26 protein-coding genes are annotated in these 25,310 nt (G+C 54.5%); 3 read left to right on the top strand and 23 right to left on the bottom strand.

Features of this window, described 5'->3' with window-relative positions; translation table 11 throughout:
- Positions 1–341 precede the first annotated feature (341 nt).
- On the bottom strand, positions 342–1,091 hold the full coding sequence (locus BMW46_RS08775) for a Nif3-like dinuclear metal center hexameric protein (protein ID WP_074707411.1): 750 nt from the start codon (positions 1,089–1,091) through the stop codon (positions 342–344).
- 79 nt (positions 1,092–1,170) lie between these two features.
- On the opposite strand from BMW46_RS08775, the gene BMW46_RS08780 reads away from it, so the two are divergent.
- Positions 1,171–2,367 carry a S1C family serine protease gene (locus BMW46_RS08780; RefSeq protein WP_074707414.1) on the top strand — a complete coding sequence of 399 codons (1,197 nt, stop codon included), beginning with the start codon at positions 1,171–1,173 and terminating at the stop codon, positions 2,365–2,367.
- Positions 2,368–2,453: 86 nt separating this feature from the next.
- Here the strand turns inward: BMW46_RS08780 and tatC are convergent, their stop codons facing one another.
- The 13 genes from tatC to hisG all read right to left on the bottom strand — a co-directional run bounded on the left by tatC (position 2,454) and on the right by hisG (position 11,893).
- Positions 2,454–3,254: a twin-arginine translocase subunit TatC gene (tatC, locus tag BMW46_RS08785; RefSeq protein WP_074707416.1), complete on the bottom strand. Its 801-nt coding sequence runs from the start codon at positions 3,252–3,254 to the stop codon at positions 2,454–2,456.
- A gap of 127 nt (positions 3,255–3,381) precedes the next feature.
- Positions 3,382–3,828, bottom strand: a complete 447-nt coding sequence (gene tatB, locus BMW46_RS08790; RefSeq protein WP_074707419.1) for a Sec-independent protein translocase protein TatB — start codon at positions 3,826–3,828, stop codon at positions 3,382–3,384.
- Between the two features lie 102 nt (positions 3,829–3,930).
- Positions 3,931–4,155 carry a Sec-independent protein translocase subunit TatA gene (gene tatA / locus BMW46_RS08795; protein ID WP_011380165.1) on the bottom strand — a complete coding sequence of 75 codons (225 nt, stop codon included), beginning with the start codon at positions 4,153–4,155 and terminating at the stop codon, positions 3,931–3,933.
- Between the two features lie 37 nt (positions 4,156–4,192).
- Positions 4,193–4,546, bottom strand: a complete 354-nt coding sequence (locus BMW46_RS08800; protein ID WP_074707422.1) for a histidine triad nucleotide-binding protein — start codon at positions 4,544–4,546, stop codon at positions 4,193–4,195.
- Positions 4,547–4,912, bottom strand: a complete 366-nt coding sequence (locus BMW46_RS08805; protein WP_074707425.1) for a phosphoribosyl-ATP diphosphatase — start codon at positions 4,910–4,912, stop codon at positions 4,547–4,549.
- Entirely contained in the window at positions 4,909–5,301 is a 393-nt protein-coding gene (gene hisI, locus BMW46_RS08810) for a phosphoribosyl-AMP cyclohydrolase (RefSeq protein WP_074707427.1), read from the bottom strand. Before hisI ends, BMW46_RS08805 begins: the two co-directional genes overlap by 4 nt.
- 30 nt (positions 5,302–5,331) lie before the next feature.
- Positions 5,332–6,090 carry an imidazole glycerol phosphate synthase subunit HisF gene (gene hisF, locus BMW46_RS08815; protein ID WP_074707430.1) on the bottom strand — a complete coding sequence of 253 codons (759 nt, stop codon included), beginning with the start codon at positions 6,088–6,090 and terminating at the stop codon, positions 5,332–5,334.
- Positions 6,091–6,323: 233 nt separating this feature from the next.
- A complete protein-coding gene (gene hisA, locus BMW46_RS08820; RefSeq protein ID WP_074707433.1) occupies positions 6,324–7,097 on the bottom strand; it encodes a 1-(5-phosphoribosyl)-5-[(5-phosphoribosylamino)methylideneamino]imidazole-4-carboxamide isomerase in 774 nt (257 codons plus the stop codon).
- Between the two features lie 65 nt (positions 7,098–7,162).
- Positions 7,163–7,801 (bottom strand): imidazole glycerol phosphate synthase subunit HisH, encoded by a 639-nt coding sequence (gene hisH, locus BMW46_RS08825; protein ID WP_074707435.1) that lies wholly within the window; start codon positions 7,799–7,801, stop codon positions 7,163–7,165.
- Positions 7,802–7,824: 23 nt separating this feature from the next.
- The gene (hisB, locus tag BMW46_RS08830; protein WP_074707438.1) at positions 7,825–8,412 is read right to left on the bottom strand and encodes an imidazoleglycerol-phosphate dehydratase HisB; all 588 of its coding nucleotides are present in this window, start codon (positions 8,410–8,412) and stop codon (positions 7,825–7,827) included.
- A 60-nt stretch (positions 8,413–8,472) separates the two neighbouring features.
- Complete coding sequence (hisC, locus tag BMW46_RS08835) at positions 8,473–9,579, bottom strand: histidinol-phosphate transaminase (protein WP_081355751.1); 1,107 nt, start codon at positions 9,577–9,579, stop codon at positions 8,473–8,475.
- Between the two features lie 263 nt (positions 9,580–9,842).
- Complete coding sequence (gene hisD / locus BMW46_RS08840) at positions 9,843–11,147, bottom strand: histidinol dehydrogenase (RefSeq protein WP_177171070.1); 1,305 nt, start codon at positions 11,145–11,147, stop codon at positions 9,843–9,845.
- A gap of 62 nt (positions 11,148–11,209) precedes the next feature.
- The gene (hisG, locus tag BMW46_RS08845; protein ID WP_074707443.1) at positions 11,210–11,893 is read right to left on the bottom strand and encodes an ATP phosphoribosyltransferase; all 684 of its coding nucleotides are present in this window, start codon (positions 11,891–11,893) and stop codon (positions 11,210–11,212) included.
- A 461-nt stretch (positions 11,894–12,354) separates the two neighbouring features.
- Here hisG and BMW46_RS08855 point away from each other — a divergent pair, with 461 nt between their 5' ends.
- Together BMW46_RS08855 and BMW46_RS08860 are read left to right on the top strand one after the other, a co-directional pair.
- Positions 12,355–13,425 (top strand): DUF6733 family protein, encoded by a 1,071-nt coding sequence (locus BMW46_RS08855; RefSeq protein WP_256377017.1) that lies wholly within the window; start codon positions 12,355–12,357, stop codon positions 13,423–13,425.
- Positions 13,426–13,467: 42 nt separating this feature from the next.
- Positions 13,468–14,121, top strand: coding sequence for a hypothetical protein (locus BMW46_RS08860; RefSeq protein ID WP_074707451.1), 654 nt, complete (start codon positions 13,468–13,470; stop codon positions 14,119–14,121).
- Between the two features lie 227 nt (positions 14,122–14,348).
- Here BMW46_RS08860 and lpdA read toward each other — a convergent pair whose 3' ends face one another.
- The 9 genes from lpdA to sdhC form a co-directional block, all read right to left on the bottom strand.
- Positions 14,349–15,800 carry a dihydrolipoyl dehydrogenase gene (gene lpdA / locus BMW46_RS08865; RefSeq protein ID WP_074707454.1) on the bottom strand — a complete coding sequence of 484 codons (1,452 nt, stop codon included), beginning with the start codon at positions 15,798–15,800 and terminating at the stop codon, positions 14,349–14,351.
- Positions 15,801–15,875: 75 nt separating this feature from the next.
- Complete coding sequence (gene odhB, locus BMW46_RS08870) at positions 15,876–17,252, bottom strand: 2-oxoglutarate dehydrogenase complex dihydrolipoyllysine-residue succinyltransferase (protein ID WP_074707456.1); 1,377 nt, start codon at positions 17,250–17,252, stop codon at positions 15,876–15,878.
- A 23-nt stretch (positions 17,253–17,275) separates the two neighbouring features.
- Positions 17,276–20,083 (bottom strand): 2-oxoglutarate dehydrogenase E1 component, encoded by a 2,808-nt coding sequence (locus BMW46_RS08875; RefSeq protein ID WP_074707459.1) that lies wholly within the window; start codon positions 20,081–20,083, stop codon positions 17,276–17,278.
- Between the two features lie 30 nt (positions 20,084–20,113).
- The gene (gltA, locus tag BMW46_RS08880; protein ID WP_074707461.1) at positions 20,114–21,415 is read right to left on the bottom strand and encodes a citrate synthase; all 1,302 of its coding nucleotides are present in this window, start codon (positions 21,413–21,415) and stop codon (positions 20,114–20,116) included.
- 50 nt (positions 21,416–21,465) lie between these two features.
- Positions 21,466–21,702, bottom strand: a complete 237-nt coding sequence (locus BMW46_RS08885; protein ID WP_074707464.1) for a succinate dehydrogenase assembly factor 2 — start codon at positions 21,700–21,702, stop codon at positions 21,466–21,468.
- Between the two features lie 8 nt (positions 21,703–21,710).
- The gene (locus BMW46_RS08890; RefSeq protein WP_074707467.1) at positions 21,711–22,406 is read right to left on the bottom strand and encodes a succinate dehydrogenase iron-sulfur subunit; all 696 of its coding nucleotides are present in this window, start codon (positions 22,404–22,406) and stop codon (positions 21,711–21,713) included.
- Positions 22,407–22,460: 54 nt separating this feature from the next.
- The gene (sdhA, locus tag BMW46_RS08895) at positions 22,461–24,224 is read right to left on the bottom strand and encodes a succinate dehydrogenase flavoprotein subunit (RefSeq protein ID WP_074707470.1); all 1,764 of its coding nucleotides are present in this window, start codon (positions 24,222–24,224) and stop codon (positions 22,461–22,463) included.
- Position 24,225: 1 nt separating this feature from the next.
- Positions 24,226–24,588 carry a succinate dehydrogenase, hydrophobic membrane anchor protein gene (gene sdhD, locus BMW46_RS08900; protein ID WP_074707472.1) on the bottom strand — a complete coding sequence of 121 codons (363 nt, stop codon included), beginning with the start codon at positions 24,586–24,588 and terminating at the stop codon, positions 24,226–24,228.
- 4 nt (positions 24,589–24,592) lie between these two features.
- Complete coding sequence (gene sdhC / locus BMW46_RS08905) at positions 24,593–24,970, bottom strand: succinate dehydrogenase, cytochrome b556 subunit (RefSeq protein ID WP_074707475.1); 378 nt, start codon at positions 24,968–24,970, stop codon at positions 24,593–24,595.
- Positions 24,971–25,310: the final 340 nt, after the last annotated feature.

Consider the following 25,310-nt stretch of genomic DNA (forward strand, 5'->3'; position numbering starts at 1 on the left):
CCCGCAAACAGCACCCCACACGCAAGCGTAACCAGCCTCAGCCAAGGCTTCATTAACATCTGCTTCTCTCCTTTACTCCGTAATGATGTTGTTGTGTCTGGACCTGCAATTCCTGCCTGCTGCTGTTCGGAAATGCGCAAACCCGTTGAAACCGACGGATTTCAGGCCGGAATACCTCTAGCGATTTTAAAATTATTGTGGCCATACTGTATCGCTGGTTTATATAAACCGGTAGCACCAGTACAGGGACTCTTTCTGGTGCCACTGAGAACCCTTTTGAGAGGAATATTCAGCCGCAAAGCCTCAAACAACCTTCGCCGATTTGTTTTTTCACACCCCCCTCATACGGGGTTGTCGATGTCGATATACTGGTGACTGATGCCGAATTTTTCAGAAATGTGCTCTCCCAGGGCTTGCACGCCATATCGCTCGGTGGCGTGATGTCCGGCTGAAATAAAAGCAACGCCGGACTCGCGCGCAAGATGTACGGTTCGTTCAGAAATTTCCCCGGTGATAAATACGTCTGCACCGAGATCGATGGCGTCACCAAAATAATCCTGGGCGCCCCCGGTACACCACGCTACCCGGTTTACCAGCCGTGCGTCATCGCCAATCACCAGCGGTGTACGGGAGAGCGCTTGTTCTACACTTACCCGTAATTCTTTCAGGTTCGATACGTTCGATGGCAAGGTTCCAAACATGCCGATACCTTGATCCCCGAAACGACCGGTTTCCCGCAGGCCCAGTTTATGGGACAACTGCGTGTTGTTGCCCAGTTCGGGATGAGCATCCAACGGTAGATGATAGGAGAGCAGGCTGATGTCGTGGGCCAGCAGCAGCGCAATGCGCCGCCGCTTCATTCCGGTCAGACAGGGATTCTCACCGCGCCAGAAATATCCGTGATGCACCAGGACTGCATCGGCCCCAGCCGCGATGGCAGCTTCGATAAAATCGAGCGACGCTGTTACGCCGCTTACCAGTTGCCGCACTTCGCGTCGCCCTTCCACTTGCAGCCCGTTTGGGCAATAATCATGAAATTTTGCAGTATCGAGTAATCGGTTCAAATAGGCTTCAAGGTCATTTACTTGCATCGCTGCTCACCCACTCGCATTCGTCTATGATTTAAAATCAATGCTGCTATTTTATCCCTGATTCCACATCTCTCAATCTATGCACAAGCTCTGGCTAGTTTTCGCGCAAGCTACCACGATAGTTCTGGCAGCCCTGTTTGTCGTTTCGACTTTACGTCCAGGCCTATTACCTTGGCAATCCGGCGACGGCGCTGTCGTAACCATAAAGGAAGCTCCGGCTGACAAGTCACGCAAGGCAGAGGTCGAACCTGCCCCTGGGAGCTTCAGTAGCGCGGCGAAAAAGGCCATGCCCTCGGTGGTGAATGTATTCACCACCAAGGAAATCAAGGCTGCACCCCATCCCTTCATGGAGGATCCTTTCTTCCGACGTTTCTTCGGAGATCGTTTCGAATCCCCCCAAAGCCGGCGCGCCGCTAGCCTGGGGTCTGGGGTAATCGTGAGTTCGCAGGGATATATTCTTACGAACCATCATGTCATTGAAGCGGCGGATGAAATCGAGATTGCGCTGGCGGACGGCAGAAAAACGAAAGCGCGGGTCATCGGTTCCGATCCCGAAACCGATCTTGCAGTGGTAAGAGTAGATATGGAAGGACTTCCGGCCATAACTTTCGGATACTCCGACAATGCGCTGGTCGGCGATATTGTCCTTGCGATCGGTAATCCTTTCGGTGTGGGCCAGACGGTAACGATGGGTATTATCAGCGCACTCGGACGAACTCACCTGGGTATCAACACCTTTGAAAATTTCATTCAGACCGATGCCGCCATCAATCCGGGGAATTCTGGGGGTGCACTGGTGGATGCATCGGGTAACCTGATCGGGATCAACACTGCGATAGTCTCCCGAACGGGAGGATCACTTGGAATAGGCTTTGCCATTACAGCAGGTGTGGCCAAGCAGATCATGGAGCAGATCATCCGGACAGGGGGCGTGACCCGTGGCTGGATCGGCGTGGAAGTACAGGATATGACGCCGGAACTTGCGGAGTCGTTCAAGCGGCCGACTACCAGCGGAGCGTTGATTGCCGGCGTGCTCAAGGGAGGACCCGCAGACCGTGCCGGAGTGAAGCCGGGTGACATTATTGTAGGAGTGGGGGGGAAAGAGGTAACCGATTCATCCGGCATGCTCAATCTGGTAGCGGCATTACCTCCCGGAAACATGGCGACCATTACAGTCATGCGTAACCAGAACAAGAAGGCAATCGAGGTCAAGGTTGGAAAACGTCCAAAGCCTCAGCCTCAGGAACAGTTTCAGGAGCCCGAGGAGTTGGAATAAAAGCGGTTGTAGAGGATAACGCAGTGACTATGGCCTGAGATTGGAAATTATCCGAACGAAACGCGCTGTTTCTCCTGAGCAATAACTCAGCTCCTTTTTCTTTCCTCTGTTTCGGTCTGGTCGGAAGGGGAATTCGTATCAGGACCGCCCGCGGCCTGATAAACAGCCAATGTTTCCGAACGTTCGATGATTCCTGCGGCCAGTATCCCAAGTTCATATAGCAAGTAGAGCGGCACCGCCAGCATGAATTGGGAAACAACATCCGGCGGCGTAAATATCGCGCCAACGACAAAAGCGCCGACAAGAACATAGCGGCGCATCGCTTTCAGCTTTTCAATGGTAACAAGGCCTATCCGAACCAGTATCACAACGAATATGGGTACTTCGAATGTGATGCCAAACGCGATGAACATGGTCAGCACAAAATCCAGGTATTTGCTGATGTCTGTCATCACTGCCACGCCTTCCGGCGCGAAATGGGTAATGAATTCGAACACCAGGGGAAGGACGGCAAAATAGGCAAAAGCCATGCCGCACCCGAACAGAATGCTGCTCACCAGCACCAGTGGCAGTACCAGGCGCTTTTCGTGGGAATACAATCCTGGGGCGACGAATGCCCATATCTGGTAGAGGGTATGGGGCAGGGTAATGATAAAAGCAGCCATCATGGCCACTTTCATGGGTACAAAGAATGGCGTAACCACTTCCGTCGCGATCATCTGCCCCCCCTGGGGAAGTTTCTCGAGCAAAGGCTGCGCTAATAACGAATAAAGCTCACGGGCATAGTAGGCGCAAGGCAAAAAGCCGAGCAGAATACCTGCACACGCCCGCAGCAGCCTGGCCCGCAGTTCGACCAGGTGCGAGATAAATGTTTCGTCGGCACTCATGTGATGGAAGGTGGGCGGGAAAGGTTAGACCTCTCACTTATACCGACTGTCGACAGTGAAGTACAGCGCGGATGAGATACAAGCATGTGTTCAATCGATTCTTAAGCAAGTCTTCCGGGAGGCGGGATTATTCAGCAGCTTCGCGCTCGCGATTTACACCGGGTCCGGCTACATTGGAATTCTTCGTAGGTTGAACCGGCGGCGGAGCAGGTTCGACCGGAGTCGGAGAGGAATTTTGGGGGGGTGAAGATTCTGCCGCAGAAGGGGCCGTAGTGGGGGGAGGCATAGCGGAAGCTTCAGCGCCTGCCTCTACCGTTTCCCGAAACTTATCCAGTTCGGTATGTACCGAATTTTCGATTGAACGACCCGTTTCCTCCACTGAAGCTTTCCATTTTTTCAGTTCGTCCAGCTCAATTTCACGCTGAATATCGCTTTTGACATCGTTGACATAGCGCTGTGCCCGCCCGAACAGATGTCCTAGCGTACGCGCCACTTTGGGGAGTCGTTCCGGACCGATCACGATCAGTGCGACTGCCGCGATGACCAGAATTTCCGAGAAACTGATATCGAACATTTTGGCAAGAATAACGGCCGGATCAAGCGATCGATAGCGACAGGCTCACTTCTCGCTCGCCGGCCGCTGGGCTGTCACCGTCTTGTCGCTGCTATCCGGCACTCAGGATTTCGACTGAGCCTTGTCTTTAATATCGGCATCGATAATCCGGGCCTCGGTGTGATTATGCGCAGATATCTCCTCTTCATCCGCGCTTTTTACACCTTCGCGGAAGCCCTTCACCGCGCCGCCCAGATCGCTTCCCAGATTACGGAGTTTTTTGGTACCGAATACCAGAACAACGATCAGCAGAACGATCAGCCAATGCCAGATGCTGAATGATCCCATTATTCCTCCTTTATCCTTATCCTTTGCTCATTACCCTTTACTTCCCGCGAGCAATCATTCCCGGCAGGCGTTCCATGCCACCAATGATGTGGATGTGCAGGTGATGTACTTCCTGGCCGCCTACTCGTCCGGTATTGATTACCGTACGAAAACCATCCGTACAACCTTGTTCCCTTGCCAGCCTGGGCACCAATACCATCATCTCACCGAGCAAAGCGCTATGAGCATCTTCCACATCGGCAAGCGAGTTGATGTGCAGTTTGGGTATCAGCATGAAATGTACCGGCGCCGCCGGGTGGATATCATGGAATGCGTAAACGCGGGCATCCTCATACACTTTCTCGCTCGGAATTTCTCCCTGCACGATCTTGCAAAAAACACAACTGTCCATTTACTTATCCTGATTCATCCTGCCGGTTCCGTTATCTGCCTGTCCTGCTTTGCGGGCAGCTTTTTCATCAATTCCTGAAACCCCTTCCCGCCGGCGTAACTCACCCAGCACATCCTCCAGCTTCAGATTATGATGAGCCAGTAACACCAGACAATGAAACCAAAGATCCGCAGTCTCACGCACCACGTGCGCGCTGTCCCCATCTTTCGATGCCAGCAGAACCTCCGCTGATTCTTCCGCAATCTTTTTCAGAATCTTGTCCCGCCCGTCATGCAGCAGCTTCGCCACATAAGAAGCATGGGGATCAGACTGTTTACGTGCCTCTATGGTCTCGGTAAGGCGAAAAAGAATATCGGGGTGGCTCATCGCTGCCCGTAGATCTCTTCGGGATTCTTGATGACGGGTTCGGTCACCAGCCACTGACCCTGTTCCAGTTTTTTGAAAAAGCAATGATGTCTGCCGGTATGACAAGCAACCCCTCCGACTTGTTCCACTACCAGCAGCAGGACGTCCTCATCACAATCCAGCCGGATTTCTTTCACTTTCTGCACGTGCCCGGATTCTTCACCTTTATGCCAGAGTTTTTTGCGCGAGCGTGACCAGTAATGGGCCTCCCCCGTTTGCACCGTAAGCCTCAATGCCTCGGGGTTCATCCAGGCCACCATCAATACCTTATTGCTGGTTACATCCTGTGTCACGACCGGCACTAATCCGTTCGCCGACCAGTTCACCTTGTTGAGCCATGTATCAGACATGAATATGCCGAAGTTTGATTGATCCTGTTACTATAGTCGTACTTCAATACCATGTTGTGACATATATTCCTTGGCCTGGCGAACGGTATATTCGCCATAGTGGAAAACGCTTGCAGCCAGCACGGCATCGGCATGACCTTCCACGATTCCCTCAACCAGATGCTGCAGATTGCCTACACCGCCGCTTGCAATCACCGGTACGTCGACCGCGTCTGACACCGCGCGGGTCAGCGCCAGATCGAACCCATCCCGGGTACCGTCTCTGTCCATACTGGTCAGCAATATTTCTCCAGCTCCCAGAGATTGCATTTTCTTAGCCCATTCGATTGCATCCAGTCCGGTAGGCTTGCGCCCCCCGTGCGTGAACACTTCCCATCCTTGTCCGGCACGCTTGGCGTCTATCGCCACGACAATACATTGAGAGCCGTAACGGCCCGCCGCATCAGCCACCAGCTGGGGGTTTTGTATGGCCGAAGTGTTGATGCTTACCTTATCAGCTCCCGCATTCAGGAGACGGCGTACATCTTCCACCTTGCGAACACCGCCGCCCACCGTCAACGGGATGAATACCTGAGCTGCCACTTCTTCGATGATATGGAGAATCAGATCACGGTCATCGGAACTCGCGGTAATATCGAGAAAGGTCAGCTCATCCGCTCCCTGGTCATCATAGCGGCGCGCTATTTCGATGGGATCTCCCGCATCGCGAAGTGAGACAAATTTGACTCCCTTGACAACACGTCCGTTTGTAACGTCAAGACAGGGGATGATACGCTTGGCAAGACCCATAGACACCTCTGGATACCGCTAAAAACCGCAAAGTTTGTAGGCTTCCGCTATGCGGATTATCTGCTTTTGTCCCTCCTTGCGTTCTGGGGCCGCAGGGGGGTCGAAGAGGTCGAATTTGTAGAGGTATCCGCAAGAGTCGAGCTTTCCGTAAGGGAGTTGTGGTTGTAGAAAAAAGAATGATCCGAAACAGGAATTGCTCCAGTCTGTATGACTGGATGAGATAGGGTGTTTCATCAAAAGAGAACTGTTGTATCCCTAGGGCTTGATTTGGTGCTTAGCTCATCCGCCAGTTCCTGGGCTGCCTTGAAGTCGAGTGCCCCTTCGTAAATGGCGCGTCCCGTTATTGCACCTGCAATACCTTCCGGTTCGATCTCGCACAGCGCTTTGACGTCATCAAGACTGCTCACGCCGCCACTGGCAATGACGGGAATCGTCAGCGCCCTGGCCAGCTCCATGGTCGCCTTCACATTGACACCACTCAACATGCCATCGCGCCCGATATCGGTATAGATGATTGCCTCCACGCCGTAGTCTTCGAATTTTTTCGCAAGATCCACCACGTCATGCCCCGTCACCTTGGACCAGCCATTGACCGCCACCTTGCCATCCTTTGCATCCAGCCCGACCATGATATGGCCGGGAAAAGCATTGCATGCGTCGTGCAGGAATCCCGGCGTTTTTACTGCGGCTGTGCCGATGATGATGTAGGTAATACCATCATCGAGGTAGCGTTCGATGGTTTCCAGATCACGTATGCCGCCGCCGAGTTGAGTCGGAATCTCGTCCCCAATGGCATCTACAATGTCACGGATCGCCGGTTCGTTCTTCGGTTTGCCCGCAAACGCGCCATTCAGGTCTACCAGATGCAGTCTTCGAGCCCCCTGATCCAGCCAATGCCTGGCCATGGCAGCGGGATCTTCAGAAAATACAGTAGCGTTTTCCATCACACCCTGTTTCAGCCGTACACAGTGACCGTCTTTCAAATCTATAGCGGGAATGATAAGCATTTTGAATCAGGATAAAAATGAATTGAGTTTCAGAATTCGTAGCAGCGCGGCCTTCCTAACGTTTCTCAAACGGGCTTCCACCGGACAAAGTTATCGAGGAGCGTCAGGCCGGCCGCATGGCTCTTTTCGGGGTGGAACTGAACGGCAAAAATGTTATCTTTCGCCACCGCACAAGTAAAAGAAAAGGGGTAAGCACTGTGGCCCGCCGAATCGGCGCCAGCGGGTTCGACATAGTAGCTGTGCACGAAATAAAAGCGCGAATCATTGGCAATGTTTTTCCAGAGGGAATGCTCGACCGACTGATGGACCTGATTCCAACCCATGTGCGGCACCTTGAGCTTCTGCCCTTTTTCATCTTTCATCGCGTTTACGGGAAAACGCTTCACCCTCCCTGGCACGATCCCGAGGCCGGATACGTTGCCCTCCTCGCTGCTGTCGAACAGCATTTGCAGGCCGATGCAGATACCCAGAAATGGTTTGTTGGAAGCCGCATCCCGCATGGCTTCACGCAACCCGAGCCGGTCCAGTTCACGCAGGCAGTCCGGCATGGCGCCCTGTCCGGGAACGACCACGCGCTCCGCTTTCCGCACTACTTCAGGGTTATTGGTGACAGCGATGACAGCCTCGGGGGCGACATGTTCCAGTGCTTTGGCTACGGAACGCAGGTTTCCCATGCCGTAGTCAACAATTGCAATATCAGTCATACCGCATCTATGAATGTGGGAAATTACAGAGTGCCTTTGGTGGAGGGTATTGCGCCCGCCGCCCGCGGATCGACTTCCACCGCCATGCGCAGCGCGCGTCCGAACGCTTTGAATATGGTTTCCGCCTGGTGATGCGCATTTGCGCCGGATAAGTTGTCGATATGCAGGGTAACCATGGCGTGGTTGACAAAACCCCGGAAAAATTCGCTGATGAGATCGACATCAAATTCACCGATACGCGCACGCACAAACTCGACATTGAACTCCATACCGGGGCGGCCGGAGAGATCGATCACCACCCGGGAGAGGGCTTCGTCCAGCGGCACGTAGGAATGACCGTAGCGGCGCAAGCCGCTCTTGGTCCCAACGGCCTGGGTGAATGCCTGCCCAAAAGTGATGCCGATATCTTCCACCGTGTGGTGAGCGTCGATATGCAAATCTCCCTCGGCTGAAACCTCGAGATCGATCATTCCGTGACGCGCCACCTGGTCCAGCATATGATCGAGAAACGGCACTCCTGTAGCCAGCACCGCCTTTCCGCTTCCATCCAGATTGACTTTGAGGTTGATGCGGGTTTCCAGCGTATTACGGTTGACCTGAGCGTGACGCATGCGAGGAATCAGGTGAAATAAATCGAATAAAACTGCAATAAGAAAATCGGGATAGGGGCATCAGGCTTTCGCTTCAACCTTCACGAGCAAAGTTTGCAGGACCGCCAGAAGCTGCGTGTTTTCATCCGGCATGCCCACGGTCACTCGCAAGCAGTTTTTGAGCAATGGGTGAGCGCCGTCCAGATTCTTGACCAATATGCCACGTTGTTTGAGTTCCTGAAATACCTGGCCTGCTTTATGATCCTGGTTCAGGCGAAACAGGATGAAATTCGCATCCGTCGGAAAAACCTCGATACCTTCCAATTCCGCCAGCCGCCTGCTCATCGATGAACGTTCAACTTTGATGGCCGCCGCCTGTTGCAGCAGGACATCACGGTGCTGCAGTAATTTCTCTGCAATCCGTTGAGTAACGATTCCCACATTATACGGCAACCGCAATTTTTCCAGCTGCCTTAGCCATTCGGGTTTTCCCGCCAGCAAGCCCAGCCTCAAGCCGGCCAGTCCCAGCTTCGAAAGTGTGCGCATCAGCAACAGATTGGGGTGATGCGCGAGCTTGTCCATGAAACTCGCATCGGCGAAGGCATGGTAAGCCTCATCGATGACCACCACGCCGGGAGCAGCGTCAATAATACGTGAGATTTCAACGGCGTCAAACAGGTTACCAGTAGGGTTATTGGGATAAGCGATAAAAATGACCGCGGGCTGGTAGCGGGCAATTGCGGCGAGCATTGCCTCCGCATCGAGTGAAAAATCGGGATGTAATGGGACACCCACATAATTCATCGAAGCAAAAGTGGCAATCATGCGAAACATGACGAATGCAGGCTCCACACTCATCAATACCGCGCCTGGCTTCCCGCATGCTAAAGCAATAATCTGGATGATCTCATCCGAACCATTGCCGAGCATGATATCCATCCCGTCCGGGATGCTCAATGCCTCCCGTAACGCCGCTTTGAGCGCTGCTGCATCGGGGTCGGGGTAGCGGTTGACCGGCGTCTCACCTGCAAGCTTCGCAATTTCATCGCGTACTTCCGGGGGAAGCGGGTAAGGGTTTTCCATCGCATCCAGCTTTATCATTCCGTGTGCGGGGGGCACGTGGTAAGCGGAAAGCGCGAGAATTTCGGGGCGAATGATCTGATCGGGGGAAAAAGGCATAACAGCCAATTCTACCTCATGGTCGAGTTAATTACCTCAGGTTTATTCGTCACTCCTGCGGGCCGGATAGTTCCTTGAGCCTGGACCGGTGGGACCATAGGGCGTTCACCCTGATATCCCCTGCATCCGCTGAATGCAGCGCGGCTCGATCGGTGCGCTGAATGCCTGGGGTTTATCGCTGGAAGGGTGGATTGAACACTCTGGCCGGCTTCCGGATTTCCCGGTGGGGGAAAGCAGTGAATCCGGGAGAGTTTCTCAATTTTTCTCAAGGGCTATTTTTTTGTGTAACGATATTCCGCTGACATTGCGTGTGCCTGCAGCCCTTCGCCATGGGCCAAGATGGAGGCAATTGCGCCCAATTTCGCTGATCCCTGCCCCGATACCTGAATAATGCTGCTGCGTTTCTGAAAATCATATACTCCGAGAGGCGACGAAAAGCGTGCGGTGCGGGAAGTGGGCAGGACGTGATTGGGGCCTGCGCAATAATCTCCCAGCGCTTCCGATGTGTGGCGACCCAGAAAAATCGCGCCCGCATGTCTTATTTTTTCCACCCACTTTTCCGGCTGTTCTACTGATAGCTCCAGATGTTCGGGCGCGATGCTGTTGGCGATCTCACAAGCTTCTTCCAGATCACGCACCTGAATCAAGGCGCCCCGGTTTTCGAGGGAAGTCCGGATTATCTCTTTGCGAGGCATCGCTTCCAGTTGCCGGACGATACTGGCAGCGACTGCTTCGATAAAATGAAGATCGGGTGACAGCAGGATCGCCTGGGCCAACTCGTCATGCTCTGCCTGGGAAAACATGTCCATCGCAATCCAGTCCGGATTGGTTTTACCATCGCAGATGACCAGAATTTCGGAAGGCCCCGCGAGCATATCGATTCCTACTACACCGAAAACATGCCGCTTGGCTGTTGCCACATAAGCGTTTCCCGGGCCGACGATCTTGTCCACGCGGGGTACAGTAGGGGTACCATATGCCAGTGCGCCCACGGCTTGAGCGCCCCCTATGGTGAAAACCCGATCAACCTCGCAGATAGCCGCGGCAGCGAGCACCAGGTCATTTGTTTCGCCCTGTGGAGTGGGTGTCACCATGACAAGTTCGCCCACTCCCGCCACCTTGGCGGGAATTGCGTTCATCAGTACTGATGAAGGATAGGATGCCTTGCCGCCGGGAACATACAGGCCGGCACGATCGAGAGGGGTGATTTTCTGCCCAAGTTGCGTCCCGTCAGGCTCCACGTAGCTCCAGGATTGCGTCAACTGCTTCTCATGATAGACGCCGACCCGTTCCGCAGCCTGTTCCAGGGCGTTACGTTGCTTGCCAGGCAGGTTATGAAGAGCTTGCTGCAGGCGTTTTCGGGGCAATTCCAGATCCGCCGCCGATTTTGCATCCAAGCGATCGAAACGGAGCGTGTATTCCAGCAAGGCTTTATCTCCCTGCGTCCTGATCTTCGCGAGAATATCTGCGACAGCAGCCTCCAGCTTTGCATCCTGAGCGTTTTCAAACGCCAGCAGTTCCGACAGCGCCTTATCGAACTCGGTATCGGCAGAAGACAGTCTCTTTATCGAAATCATGAGTGGGAAGGAAAGGGATAAGGGATAAACGAGTGGTTTGCAGTTGCAGTTCCGGGTGCCGCTCAGGTCGCTGCTCCAAGGGGGTAAGGAGATAGAGGCGTAAGGGGGATAATTGCAGCCGAGAAGGCTTCCAGCATCGGTTGTATTGCCCGGCGTTTCAATTTCAACGCGGCCTGATTGATGATCAGCCGCGATGAGATCGGCATTATTTCTTCGACAGCCTTGAGATTGTTCGCTTTAAGCGTATTACCGCTTGAAACCAGATCCACGATTGCGTCCGCCAAACCTACCAGGGGAGCAAGCTCCATTGATCCATAGAGCTTGATGAGATCGACATGCATCCCTTTTTCCGCAAAGTGTTCACGCGCCGTCTGTAGATACTTGGTAGCCACTCGCACCCGGGCGCCGCGCCGGACTGCGGATTCGTAGTCAAAATCGCTGCGTACAGCCACCATCATGCGGCAGCGGGCGATATTCAAATCGAGAGGTTGATAGAGCCCCGCGCCGCCATGCTCCAGCAGCACATCCTTTCCCGCGATGCCCATGTCCGCCGCGCCATATTGCACATAGGTCGGTACATCCGAAGCACGCACGATGATGAGCCGCACATCGTCGCGATTGGTGGCAAGGATCAGCTTGCGTGATCTTTCGGGGTCGTCCAGCGGGATAATTCCCGCGGCTTTCAGCAGGGGTGCGGTATCGTCAAAAATCCGTCCCTTGGAAAGGGCGATGGTGATGCTCGTCATGAAGAATGCGCAAAGGCTGTATTTTACCGCAAAAGTCATCGAGCCGGTTTGCCCGACAATTCAAGGACGAATGACAATCCCGGGATTCCAGCAGCAGGCTCCTGAAAATGACTTTGGGAAGCAGGAAAATGACGTCAGCAAGTCAGGATTTCCGGAATTGCCAGACAAGATGAGATTCCGATGAGATGTGGATGAAGTACCAGCGCACTTGCCAAGATTCGGCTCACGATAACTTGTTCACAATTTCTTCACAAAACCACAACATTTGATTCACATATTCATAACGTATACTTCACATCTGCATCACAAGTGCATCACATATTGTTCACAATATGTTCACGCTTCGTGGGGCCCGTTGCAAACAAGTACAAAATTCAACGTCAATACAACAAGAAAGCGAACTGTAAATGTCAGTACTACCGGAAGCAAGTAACAGAGTCAACACAATTGTATCAAGGGGAATGAAGAAGTATCTGCGCCTTTGTCTGTTTCTCGGCGCCGCCTTTATGTCATCCAACGCGCTGGCGCTGGCGCAAACAGAAGACGAGCTCAGGAGGAAACTGGAACTGCTGGAGGCGAGAATCGCTGAGCTGGAAGGACGACTGGAGAATCAGGAGGCTCAGGACGTGCGTGGCAAGGGGCATCATGGGGGCGTGAATCTGAAGAGGTCTCCGTCCTCTGGCGCTGCGCATCCAGCCTTTGCGCAAACCGAGGGCGAGCCCAGGAAATCCGAAGCCAAGGAGATCAAAGAAGCCAACGTGGCGCATATGAAGGGGCATGCAGAAGGCGGATGGCAGGCTGCTCATGACAAAGATCATGGCTTCGACAAGGAGAAATTTCACGGTGGCGTGACCTTGAAGCAGGATGCGTTCTTTGGTTTCCAGACCATACTCGATGCTGGTTATGAAGTTGCCGACAACATCGACTTCACCTTCTACAGCTGGCTTTGGACAAGTCCCAACTTCGGCCGCAGCCGGGTAATCGCCGGACCTAACGGCATGCAGGTGGACGCAGGTGGTAACGGGTTATGGACTGAAGTCGGAATGGGTTTGAATTTTCGCCTTTTCAATGACACATTGAGCATCAATCCGCAGTTCGGTATTCTCAACGGCGCGTTGCTTTCCAGCCGGATTGTCGGCAGAGGCATTCGCGCTGGCGAAGGCATAGTGCCGAGCATCACCTTCAACTATGACAACGGATTTTTTACCGGGCAGGCGTATCTTGCTTACTACGCCGCTATTCGTGACGAGCGCGCCAGGGACTTCATCCATAACTGGATCAACGTCGGTGTCAAGCCGGCGCTGTTCAATTTCAAAAATGTCCCGATCAATTCTATCGGAGTTCACTGGGAGCACCTGCGATTCCACGTAGACCGGATTGAAGGCAATCCCGGTACGCTCTACAACTGGATCGGCCCTTACGTCGAGTTTGCACTACCCATGCATCTCGCCCTGCGCTTCGCCGCTGGCGCCGATCTCAAGGGTGAAGTATCCAATGAGTTCTATCAGGCCAGCATCAAGATGCATTTTTAAGGTCGAAGGCGCTATTGATCCAATGGTAACTTCAGGAAAAAAATGAAGCAGAAGCTGGAGCATCTCACAAGCTCGGAATTGCGAGCCTTGATAGTGGAACTGCGGCCGCTGGAGGTGTGCGATCTGGTGGAGCGTGAACATCAGGTACTGGCTACGCGGCAGATGCTCGAATCCTTGTCGGAACAACTGCGGCACGCCAAAACGGAAGCAAAGGCGGCTCACCGGCAGTTATGCAGCTGGCGCCTGTCTCACCCGTTTCGCACACGACTGCATGATCTGGGATGGATGCCTTCCAGATTTCTTGCGGAGCGCGAGTCGAGCAAATCTGCATCGGAGACGGAAGTGCGGCAATTGACCGAGCGTGTTTATCTTGCTGCCGAGCATGTCAAAAAAATAGAGTGTGAGGCGGAGGCGCGGATTCAGTTGGAACAGGCGCCGGTAAGGGAGCGCATTGCCGAGTTGGAATACCTGTGGCAGAAGAGGGTTGCCCAGGAACAGATGGAGCGGAAGCAGACGCAGGAACCAGCCAGCAACCTGTCGCCATTCATGATGCACAAGCTCAGGCGGGAGATGAAGACACAGGACCCTCATCCTGCGGAGGCTGGCCGCACTTCCGCCGACTCATCCCACAATACCGGTACAGTGGCTAAACCGAGAGAGTTCCGGAAGGTGGTCAGCAGGGTAGGCAAAGGATAGACTTGTCATTCGCTTGAGCTTATTGAAAGACTTCGAAGCAGCCGTTGCCCCAGTCCTGACTCCTGACTCCTGGCTCCTGATTTGAGCTTGTAGAAGAGTACAAGAGCCAAAAGGTTAAAGGACTCAAAATCTGCCCCGGTGGAATGAGGTACCTGAAGGCCACGGTTGAACACCTTCCATGGCCTTGAAGTACTTCCCGATCTTTCTTTGGGACCTTGCCCCGCCCCTTAAATATGTATCGCCCGCTTATCCACCGCCAGTGCGGCTTCATGCACGACTTCTGACAGAGAAGGGTGTGCATGGACGATGCGCGCGATATCTTCACTGCTCGCCGCGAATTCCATTGCCACCACAGCCTCGGCAATCAACTCGGAGACGTAGGGACCAATCATGTGAATACCCAGAATACGATCAGTACCTGCATCCGCGAGCACTTTGACGAATCCACCGGTTTCTCCCAGTGCGCGTGCACGTCCATTTGCCATGAAGGGGAATTGGCCGGCTTTATATTCCACCCCGGCCGCTTTCAACTCCTGTTCGGTCTTGCCCACCCAGGCGATTTCGGGTGAGGTATAGATAACCCAGGGGATTGCGTCAAGATTTACATGACCAGCCTGTCCCGCAATCATTTCTGCAACCGCCACACCTTCTTCAGAAGCTTTATGCGCCAGCATAGGACCGCGCACCACATCTCCCACTGCATATATATTAGGCAGATTGGTGCGGCAATGGGCATCCACCTCGATACGTTCGCGCTCGTCCAACTTTAATCCCACGTTTTCTGCCCCCAGTCCGGTAGTATTAGGCACACGCCCGACGGCAACAATCAGGTTATCCACCTCGAGTTTTTGCGAGTTTCCGTCGACATCGGAATACTCCACGGTGATGTTATCCTGTCCCGAGGTAATGCCGCTTATTTTGACGCCGGTATTTATAACCAGGCCCAGTTCCCGGGTGAAGATTTTTCGCGCTTCCTTCGATACCTGTTCGTCCGCGCTCATGAGAAACTCGGGCAGGGCTTCTAGAATAGTCACCTCCGCACCCAGCCTGCGCCATACACTTCCCATTTCCAGACCGATGACGCCTCCGCCGATCACTCCCAGCCGTTTCGGCGTTTCGGTCAACGCCAGCGCCCCTGCATTATCCAGTATCCGTTCATTGTCCACGGGCGCGGCGTCTAATTGACGAGGCACTGAACCTGTAGCGATGATGACATGCTCGGCCCCGACAGTCTCTACCTTGTCCCCATTCCTGATTTCAATCTGCCAGAGTTCACGATCGGCTTCGTTATCCCTGTCGCGCTTGCATAGTGTCGCCCGGCCGTGCATGGGGGCGACTTTGTTCTTCTTCAGCAGCATGGCAACGCCGCCGGTGAAGTTTGCAACGATCTTGTCCTTGCGACCTATCATCGCCGGAATATCTATGGACAGACCCTCCACTTTGATGCCATGAGCAGAGAACTTACGGGCGGCGCGCTCGTAATTCTCCGAGGATTCCAGCAATGCCTTTGAGGGGATGCAGCCAACATTCAGACAGGTTCCGCCGAGACTGGGTTTGTCCTGCGGGTTTTTCCATTCATCGATACAAACGGTTTTAAGGCCCAGCTGCGCACAACGAATTGCCGCCACATAACCCCCCGGACCAGCCCCGATTACAGCCACATCAAAAGATTGAGACATATTTTCTCTTTATTGTTTAAGCAAGGAATTCAAAACGGAAAGAAGCCGGCCGCGCAGACATGTGCCTGCGCAATCTCAGCTCTCAAACAGGGGACTCATGGGATATTCGAGGGCTTCCTTCATCGCTACCAGGGAAAGCACGGCTTCCCGTCCGTCTATGATGCGATGGTCATAGGATAGCGCCAGATAGCACATCGGACGAATCACGATTTGGCCGTTTTCGACCACCGGGCGCTCCTTGGTTGCGTGAATGCCAAGAATGGCGCTCTGCGGGGGATTGATGATGGGGGTGGAAAGCATCGAACCGAAGACGCCGCCGTTGGTGATCGAGAAAGTGCCTCCGGTCAATTCCTCGATGGTCAGTTTGCCGTCCTGCGCGCGGCGGCCAAAATCAGCGACCTGCCTTTCAATTTCCGCCTGGGACAAGGAATCCGCGTTGCGAATAATGGGCACGACCAGTCCGCGTGCACTGCTCACCGCAATGCCGATATCATAGTACTCGTGATAGACGATATCGTTGCCGTCCACTGAAGCGTTGACAATGGGAAATTTTTTGAGCGCCGCCACCGCCGCCTTGACAAAGAATGACGTGAGACCCAGTTTGACGCCATGCTCTTTTTCAAATTTGTCCTTGTAGCGGGCCCGCAAATCCATGATCGCCTGCATGTTGACTTCGTTGAATGTGGTAAGAATGGCGGCGGTGGATTGCGACTGCACCAGACGTTCCGCGATGCGGGCACGCAGGCGCGACATGGCCACTCTTTTTTCGCTGCGTTTTCCCTCAGCCTTGTCTTCAGCCATCCGCGGCGCGGACTCAGGAGCGCGTGAAACGGGTGGGGCAGGTGGAGTTGCCGGAGCTTGCGGAACCGCAGGAGAAGGCGAGGGAGCGATATTGGCTGTCGACCGTTTCTGTTCTACATAAGCTGCCACGTCTTCCTTGGTGATGCGGCCATCGCGACCGCTACCTTTAAGCGCGCGAATTTCTTCCGGCGTCAGATTTTCCTGTGCAGCCAGTTTTTGCGCGGCAGGCATCATTCCCGGAATTTCCGCAGCAGTTGTGGAAGCCGGGGCAGTTGCGGAAGGCGGAGCAGCTTCTGCCTCTTTTTTAGCCGGCCTGGCTTCGGCGGCAGAAGGCGCTGCTCCGGATTCGGTTGCTTTGGACTTGGTTGGGGCTGCGGCTGAAGCTGCCGGAGTGTTACCCTCTACCGCACCTGCTTCGGTATCTATCATGGCGATGACTTCGCCCCCAGTCACCGTTGCTCCGTCTCCCTTGATGATTTTCGCCAGTGTTCCCGTAGCGGGAGCTGGCAACTCCATCACGACTTTATCAGTTTCGACGTCGATCAGATTTTCGTCACGCTCAACATGCTCACCTTCCTTTTTATGCCAGGAAAGGAGCGTTGCCTCGGCCACTGATTCGGATAACGCGGGAACTTTGATATCGACGCGCATATTCTTCCTCTGCCTCCAGGTATTCAGATTCTTTCGCGAAACGCAGATACGATCAACTCGTTCTGCTGTTCGTTGTGTTTCACCAGATAGCCCGCCGCCGGAGAGGCCGACGAGGGGCGCAGCGCATCCCCGAGAACCTGATCCGGGCGCTTGTGGCGCAGCAGGTAGTGCTGGATACGGTGCCACGCACCCTGATTGCGGGGTTCTTCCTGACACCAGAGGATGTCTCTGGCGTGTGGATAGCGCTCGACCTCGGTCTGGAAGTCATCATGGGGAAACGGATATAGTTGTTCGATGCGGATAATGGCAACATCCTCGATCTTGTTCTTGCGCCGATGTGCCGCAAGATCGAAGTAAACCTTTCCGCTGCAGGCGATCAGCCGCCGCACCTTCTTCGGATCGAGTTCCTCCACATCGGAAATGATGTTCCGGAAGCCGCCATCGACCAGATCTTCCAGGCTGGATACGGACTCCTTATGGCGTAAAAGGCTTTTCGGACTCATGATGACGAGAGGCTTTCGTAGCGGCCGCACCATCTGGCGGCGCAGCAGGTGAAACATTTGAGCGGGAGTGGTTGGAACGCATACCTGGATGTTGTATTGCGCACACAGTTGCAGATAACGTTCCAGCCGGGCGGAGGAATGTTCAGGCCCCTGGCCTTCGTAACCATGCGGGAGCATCATCACCAGACCGCACAAGCGACCCCATTTGGCCTGGCCCGATGCGATGAACTGGTCGATCACAACCTGGGCGCCATTCGCGAAATCGCCAAACTGCGCTTCCCACATCACCAGCTCATCGGGCGTAGCGGTGGCATAGCCGTATTCGAAAGCCAGAACCGCTTCTTCGGATAATACAGAGTCGATTATTACGAAGTCCGGCTGATCCGGTTTGATGTGGCGCAATGGAATATACGTCCCCTCACTCCACCTTTCACGGTTCTGGTCGTGCAGGACTGCATGGCGATGAAAGAACGTACCGCGCCCCGAATCCTGTCCGGAAATGCGGATTGGATATCCGTCATTCAACAGTGCGGCATAGGCGAGGGTTTCAGCCATCCCCCAGTCCAGCGGCAGTTTTCCTTCTCCCATCAGGCGGCGATCGGAGACGATTTTTTCCACGCGCGAATGCAACTTGAATTTCGACGGGATATCGGTGAGTCGCTCTGCCAACTTGCGAAGTTCGACCAGGGGTAATCCGGTGGACACTTTTGCATCCCAGGCGGTTTCTTTCAGAAACGGCGTCCAGTCCACCGCGTTGGGGGATTTATAGCCGTAGACGATGGTCCTGTTGGGATTGCGCCCCGCATCCATGTCATCCCGATACGCCTTTATCAGCCGATCGGCCGCGCCGCTATCGATCACGCCTTCGGCCTCCAGTTTGTCTGCATAAAGCTTGCGCGTACCAGGATGCTGGCCGATGATCTTGTACATCAGCGGTTGGGTCACCATCGGCTCATCCTGCTCGTTGTGGCCCAGCGTGCGATAGCAGACCATATCCACGACCACATCCTTGTGAAACTGCATGCGGAAATCGAGCGCGATTTCGGTCACCATGACGACCGCTTCCGGATCATCCCCGTTCACGTGGAAAATCGGTGCTTCGATCATCTTCGATACGTCAGTGCAATAAAGCGTGGAGCGGGCATCACGGGGATCGGAGGTCGTGAAACCGATCTGATTGTTGATAATGATGTGCACCGTACCGCCAGTGCCATAGCCGCGCGTCTGCGACAGGTTCAATGTTTCCATTACCACGCCTTGGGCGGAATAGGCGGCATCGCCGTGTAACAACACGGGTAGCACAAGATCGCCATCCCTATCCTGCAAGCGGTGTTGGCGCGCACGCACCGAGCCCTGGACGACCGGATCCACGATTTCGAGATGAGAGGGGTTGAAGGCGAGGGAGAGGCCCATGATGCCGCCGGGCGTGGAAACCGCGGAGGAAAAGCCCTGATGGTATTTGACGTCGCCTTCGGTCAGATCCTGCGCATGCTTGCCTTCAAATTCCTGGAACAGGTCGGCCGGCAGCTTGCCGAGTGTGTTGACCAATACATTGAGGCGGCTGCGGTGCGCCATGCCGATCACCAGTTGCTGCACCCCCATCTGCCCTGCACGCTGGAGCAGATTGTCCAGCAGCGGAATCATGCTCTCGCCTCCTTCGCCGGAAAATCGCTTCTGCCCCACATACCGTGTATGCAGGTACTTTTCCAGGCCTTCCGCCGCGGTGAGCCGTTCCAGAATATGGCGTTTATATTCTGGTTCGAAATCGGGTTGCGCGCGCGGACCTTCGATACGGTTCTGTATCCAGCGTTTTTGCTCGGTATCGGTGATATACATATACTCGACACCGATTTTGCCACAGTAAGTCTGACGCAACGTCTGCAGAATTTCCCTGAGCGAAGCGCGAGGCGGACCGAACAACGAACCCGTCCCGAATACCATATTCATGTCAGCTTCAGCCAAGCCGTAATAGCCCGGATCGAGTTCGGGAACGTGCGGTTTATCGTAGTGCTGGAGAGGGTCGAGATCGGCATGGCGCACACCGAGGAAGCGATACGCATTTATCATTTGCAGCACGGCTATCTGCTTGCGCTCGGTTGTCAGCAAGCGTTCTTCCCGCATCGTTTCGACGCCTTGGGCAACGGTAGCAGGTCGAGCAGCGCGTTTACCCGACTCGACCGGGACTTCTCCTCCTTGAAGCGCGTCAAAGTATTCACGCCATTCCGCTGAAACCGATAAGGGTTCCTGCAGATACCCTGCATAAAGCCCCTCCACGAAGGATGCATTGGATCCGAACAGGGGGGAATTGTCGTGTAACTGTTTCAGCATGGCCTGAAACCTCGTCGTTTGACGGTCCGCTTACAACCGGGATGCGATGGGAATGACATCGCGGGTGGCTGCACCGGTATAAAGCTGACGTGGACGACCAATCTTGTATTCCGGATCTGCGATCATTTCGCTCCACTGGGCGACCCAGCCGACAGTGCGAGCCATGGTGAATATCGCGGTGAACATGGAAACGGGAATACCCAGCGCCCTCTGTACGATGCCGGAGTAAAAATCGACGTTGGGATAAAGTTTTTTGGAGATGAAATATTCATCTTCGAGCGCGATTTTCTCCAGCTTGAGCGCAAGCTTGAATAAACGGTCGTCGCGCAAACCCAGTTCATTCAGGACTTCGTGGCAGGTTTCGCGCATCAGCGTCGCGCGCGGATCGAAATTCCTGTATACCCGATGGCCGAATCCCATCAGCCTGAAAGGATCGTCCGGGTCTTTGGCGCGGGCAATGTATTCGCCAATGCGCGACTCATCGCCGATCTCTTCCAGCATGTTCAGACAGGCTTCGTTCGCCCCACCATGCGCCGGTCCCCACAGGCAGGCAATCCCGGCGGAAATACACGCAAACGGGTTGGCACCGGTCGAACCGGCGAGGCGTACGGTGGAGGTGGATGCATTCTGCTCATGGTCGGCATGCAGGATCAGGATACGGTCGAGCGCGCGTGCAAGTACCGGATTCGATCGATACTCCTCCGCGGGAGTGGCAAACATCATGTGCAGGAAGTCTTCCGCATAATTGAGGTTGTTGCGGGGATACATGAACGGCTGGCCGATATTGTACTTGTAAGCCATGGCAGTAATGGTCGGCAGCTTCGCGACTAGGCGGACGGCCGAGAGTTCACGATGAGCGGCGTCGGAAATGTCCATTGCGTCGTGATAAAAGGCGGACAATGCGCCCACCACCCCTACCATGACCGCCATGGGATGCGCGTCCCGCCTGAAACCGGTATAAAAGCGCGCCAATTGTTCGTGTACCATCGTGTGGTCTTTGATGGTTTTGTCGAACGACGCCTTCTGGGCGATATTCGGCAGCTCTCCATTCATCAGCAGGTAGCATACTTCCATGAAATCGCACTGCTTCGCCAACTGCTCGATGGGGTAGCCGCGATAGAGCAGAATTCCCTTGTCGCCATCGATAAAAGTTATGCTGGAACTGCTGCTGGCTGTGGACATGAAGCCTGGATCGTAGGTGAATACGCCGCCCCTCTTATAAAGCGTGCGGATGTCAACAACCTCAGGCCCCATGGTGCCTACCAGGATCGGAAATTCAAGTGGCGGCTCACCGTTACCCAAATCAAGGATTGCGTTACGTTTATGTTCCATGTCGTTTCCCACTGTTTTCCGTTATCTTGATTTACCCAGGAGATTCCTTGCTAAACTGATTGCAGCAGGCGTAATACCGGTTGCAGACCTGCCTTTCCTTCGTCTTCGTCCTTCTGCACTATCATATGCCACAAGTCGGTATCCGGGAAATCCAGCAGCATTTCAAACTGCCGGATGCCCGCTTCGTCGAGCGCGGCATAGTGCTTGTCCATAAAGCGTTGCAGCACGACATCCAGTTCCAGCAATCCGCGCCGGCACCGCCAGCGTGCGCGCTCGCGTTCCTTCATTCCTTCGTTCAGATGGTTCTTTTGGTCATCATGGTCTTGATCCGGCTGATCGCTTCCATCGGGTTCAAGCCTTTCGGACATACATCCGTGCAATTCATGATGGAGTGGCAGCGGAAAAGGCGGTACGGGTCTTCGAGATAATCCAGCCGCTCGGCGGTTGCCTGGTCACGGCTGTCTGCCAGAAAGCGGTACGCTTGCAGCAGGCCCGCCGGTCCCACATATTTATCGGGATTCCACCAGAAAGAGGGGCATGCGGTAGAACAGCACGCACACAGAATGCATTCGTACAGTCCATCCAGTTCCGCCCTTTCCTCGGGAGACTGGAGCCTTTCGGTTTCCGGTGGCGGGTCCTCATTGATGAGGTAGGGTTTGATCGAGTGATACTGTTTGAAGAACTGGGTCATATCGACGATCAGGTCGCGTATCACCGGCAACCCCGGCAGCGGGCGCAATTCCACTGGTTCTCTCAGGCCTTTCACCGGCGTGATGCACGCCAACCCGTTCCGGCCGTTGATGTTCATCGCATCCGAACCGCATACGCCTTCCCGGCAGGAACGTCGCAGACTTAGACTGTCGTCCACGGTTTTTATCCGTATCAACGCATCCAGCAGCATCCTGTCCGCCGGTTCCAGCGTGATTTCGTAGTCCTGCATATAAGGCTTTTCGTCCTTGTCCGGATCGAAGCGGTAGATCGAGAATTTCATGATTTCATTCCGGTTTAGCCCGAAGCAATATGTGCTTCCAACAGGTTCGTGTTTCTAATAAATTCGTGCCTTCGGAGGAAAAGATTCGACCGTCAAGGGCTTCAGCCGTACCGGCTTGTAATCGAGTCGCCGGTCTTCGCTGAAATACAATGTGTGTTTGAGCCACTTGTCGTCATCACGATGGGGAAAGTCATCCCTCGCATGTGCACCCCGGCTTTCCTTGCGGGCTTGAGCCGAAACCATCGTCGCTACGGCGACTTCGACCAGATTATCGAGCTCCAGCGCTTCTACCCGCGCAGTATTGAACACCCGGCTTTTATCCCTGATCTCGGTATTTTTGACGCGCTCCGCCACTTCCGAGATTTTATCGACCCCTTGCTTGAGCAAATCTGCAAAACGGAATACGCCGCAATGCGCCTGCATGGTCTTGCGCAGCATATCCCCTACCTGCGCCACGTTCTCGCCGTCCTTCTGGGAATCCAGCCGCGCCAGTCGTGCGAGCGCCTTGTCCGCCGCGTCTCCGGGTAAATGTTTATGATGGGTATTCCTTTTCAAGTCTTCAATGATCTGGTTGCCCGCAGCGCGACCGAATACCAGTATATCGAGCAGCGAATTGGTTCCCAGGCGATTGGCGCCATGCACGGATACGCACGCGCACTCACCCACGGCATAGAATCCCTGCACGACTTCCTCGGGGCCTGTTTTGTAGGGTGCTACTACCTGACCATGAAAATTCGTCGGAATTCCTCCCATCATGTAATGCGCGGTGGGGACTACCGGAATGGGCTCACGGACCGGGTCTGCGTGAGCAAACTTTATGGCAATTTCGCGTATGCCGGGCAACCGCGCCTTGATGACGTCCGCCCCCAGATGATCCAGCTTTAGCAGCAGATGATCAGCGTCCCTGCCGCATCCGCGCCCTTCCTTGATTTCCGTCGTCATCGCGCGCGAGACGACATCGCGGCTGGCAAGGTCTTTCGCATGCGGGGCATAGCGCTCCATGAAACGCTCTCCGTCCTTATTGAGCAGGTAGCCGCCTTCCCCGCGCACTGCCTCGCTGATAAGGATTCCTACGCCATATACTCCCGTCGGGTGAAACTGCCAGAATTCCATGTCCTGTAACGGCACGCCCGCGCGCGCCGCCATCGCCAGACCGTCGCCAGTGTTGATGAAAGCATTGGTGCTGGCACTGAATATCCGTGCTCCCCCGCCGGTTGCAAACAGTGTCGCTCTTGCCTGCAGGATCATGACCTCGCCGGTTTCGATGTCGAGCGCTGAGACGCCCAACACATCACCATGCTCATCACGAATAAGATCGAGCCCCATCCATTCGACAAAAAACTGGGTATTTGCCCGAACATTGCGCTGATAGAGCGTGTGCAGCATGGCATGGCCAGTGCGGTCAGCAACGGCGCATGAACGCGTTGCCTGTGCGCCGCCGAAATTCTGCGATTGCCCGCCGAAAGGACGCTGGTAAATTTTTCCGTTTTCCAGTCGGTCGAAGGGCATGCCGTAATGTTCGAGTTCATATACCACTTCGCTTGCCTGGCGGCACATGAATTCGATCGCGTCCTGGTCGCCGAGATAATCGGAACCTTTTACCGTGTCGTACATGTGCCAGTGCCAGTTGTCTTCGGTGACGTTTCCGAGCGCTGCGGCGATGCCCCCTTGGGCGGCAACCGTATGGGAGCGGGTGGGGAAAACCTTGGACAGTACGGCCACTTTGAGTCCCGCTTCCGACAATTGCAGCGCTGCGCGCATCCCGCCGCCGCCTGCGCCAACGATGACCGCATCGAATTTTCGCCGTGCTACTGTCACGCTATCCTTCACCTATCCAGAGAATTTCCACAGACCAGATGGCATAAGACAGCAGTGACAGTATGACCAGTATTTCCAGAATAAGGCGAATACCAGCAGCATGAACGTAATCCATCAGTATGTTGCGCATTCCGATCCATGCATGCCAGAACAGGCTCAGAAGAAACAGGAAGGATGCTACCCGTATCCACTGGTTATCGAACAGCGTCTTGAAGGACGCGTAGTCCTGCGGGGGGGAAACCAGCAGCACTCCTGCCAGCATCAGGGTATAGATGGCCATTACCGTGGCGGTGACGCGTTGCGCCAGCCAGTCGCGAAGACCATAATGCGCGCCGGTTACCGCCCGCACTGGACGCTTTACCATATCTTTACCATATCACAGCGCTGGTCAACAGGGTGAGAACGATCCCCGCTCCCACAACCACTTTGCTGCTTAGCCGCGCCTGTTCAAGTTTTACCCCGTAATGCAGATCCAGCGCAAGATAACGGATTCCTGCGCAGAAATGATGCACGAAGAACCACAGCGCCAGTATCAGTCCGAACTTTGCCACTGGATTGTTCAGGAAGGAGTGAAACTGGGCGTAGCCTTCCGGGGACCCCAGCGCCATATCGAGACCGCAAAGGACGAGAGGAATACCGGGAAAGAACAGCAGCGCTCCGCTGATGCGGTGCAGGATCGATATCACTGCGGGCAGGGGCTGCCGGATTTTCAGCAGATCAAGATATTTGGGACGCTTTTTTGGCAATTTCGATCCCGCTGTTGTCGCCGTTGTTATTGTTACTGGAAGGTGATCAAGTTGAGGCTGCGATTAAGTTTAGACCGTTATTGCAGGGGATACAACCACGCGACCATCAAGGAGCATACTGCGCTTTCCGCTTTCCGGGGCGGCGGAAGATACTTCGAATGCTGAACCGAAATTGACAAACTGAAATTGACAACCTATAGGGAATGTTTTTATAGTCCCGGTTTCTTTGCTCCTGTTCAATGTGCTCAATGCACCTGGAGCAGATTGTAGGGGGCAGTTCCCGAAGTATTGTCCGCCAAACTTATCCATCTGAGAGGTGCGATTCATTTTTCCGCTCCTC

It is taken from the genome of Nitrosospira multiformis, assembly GCF_900111585.1.
GTDB classification, from domain to species: domain Bacteria; phylum Pseudomonadota; class Gammaproteobacteria; order Burkholderiales; family Nitrosomonadaceae; genus Nitrosospira; species Nitrosospira multiformis_B.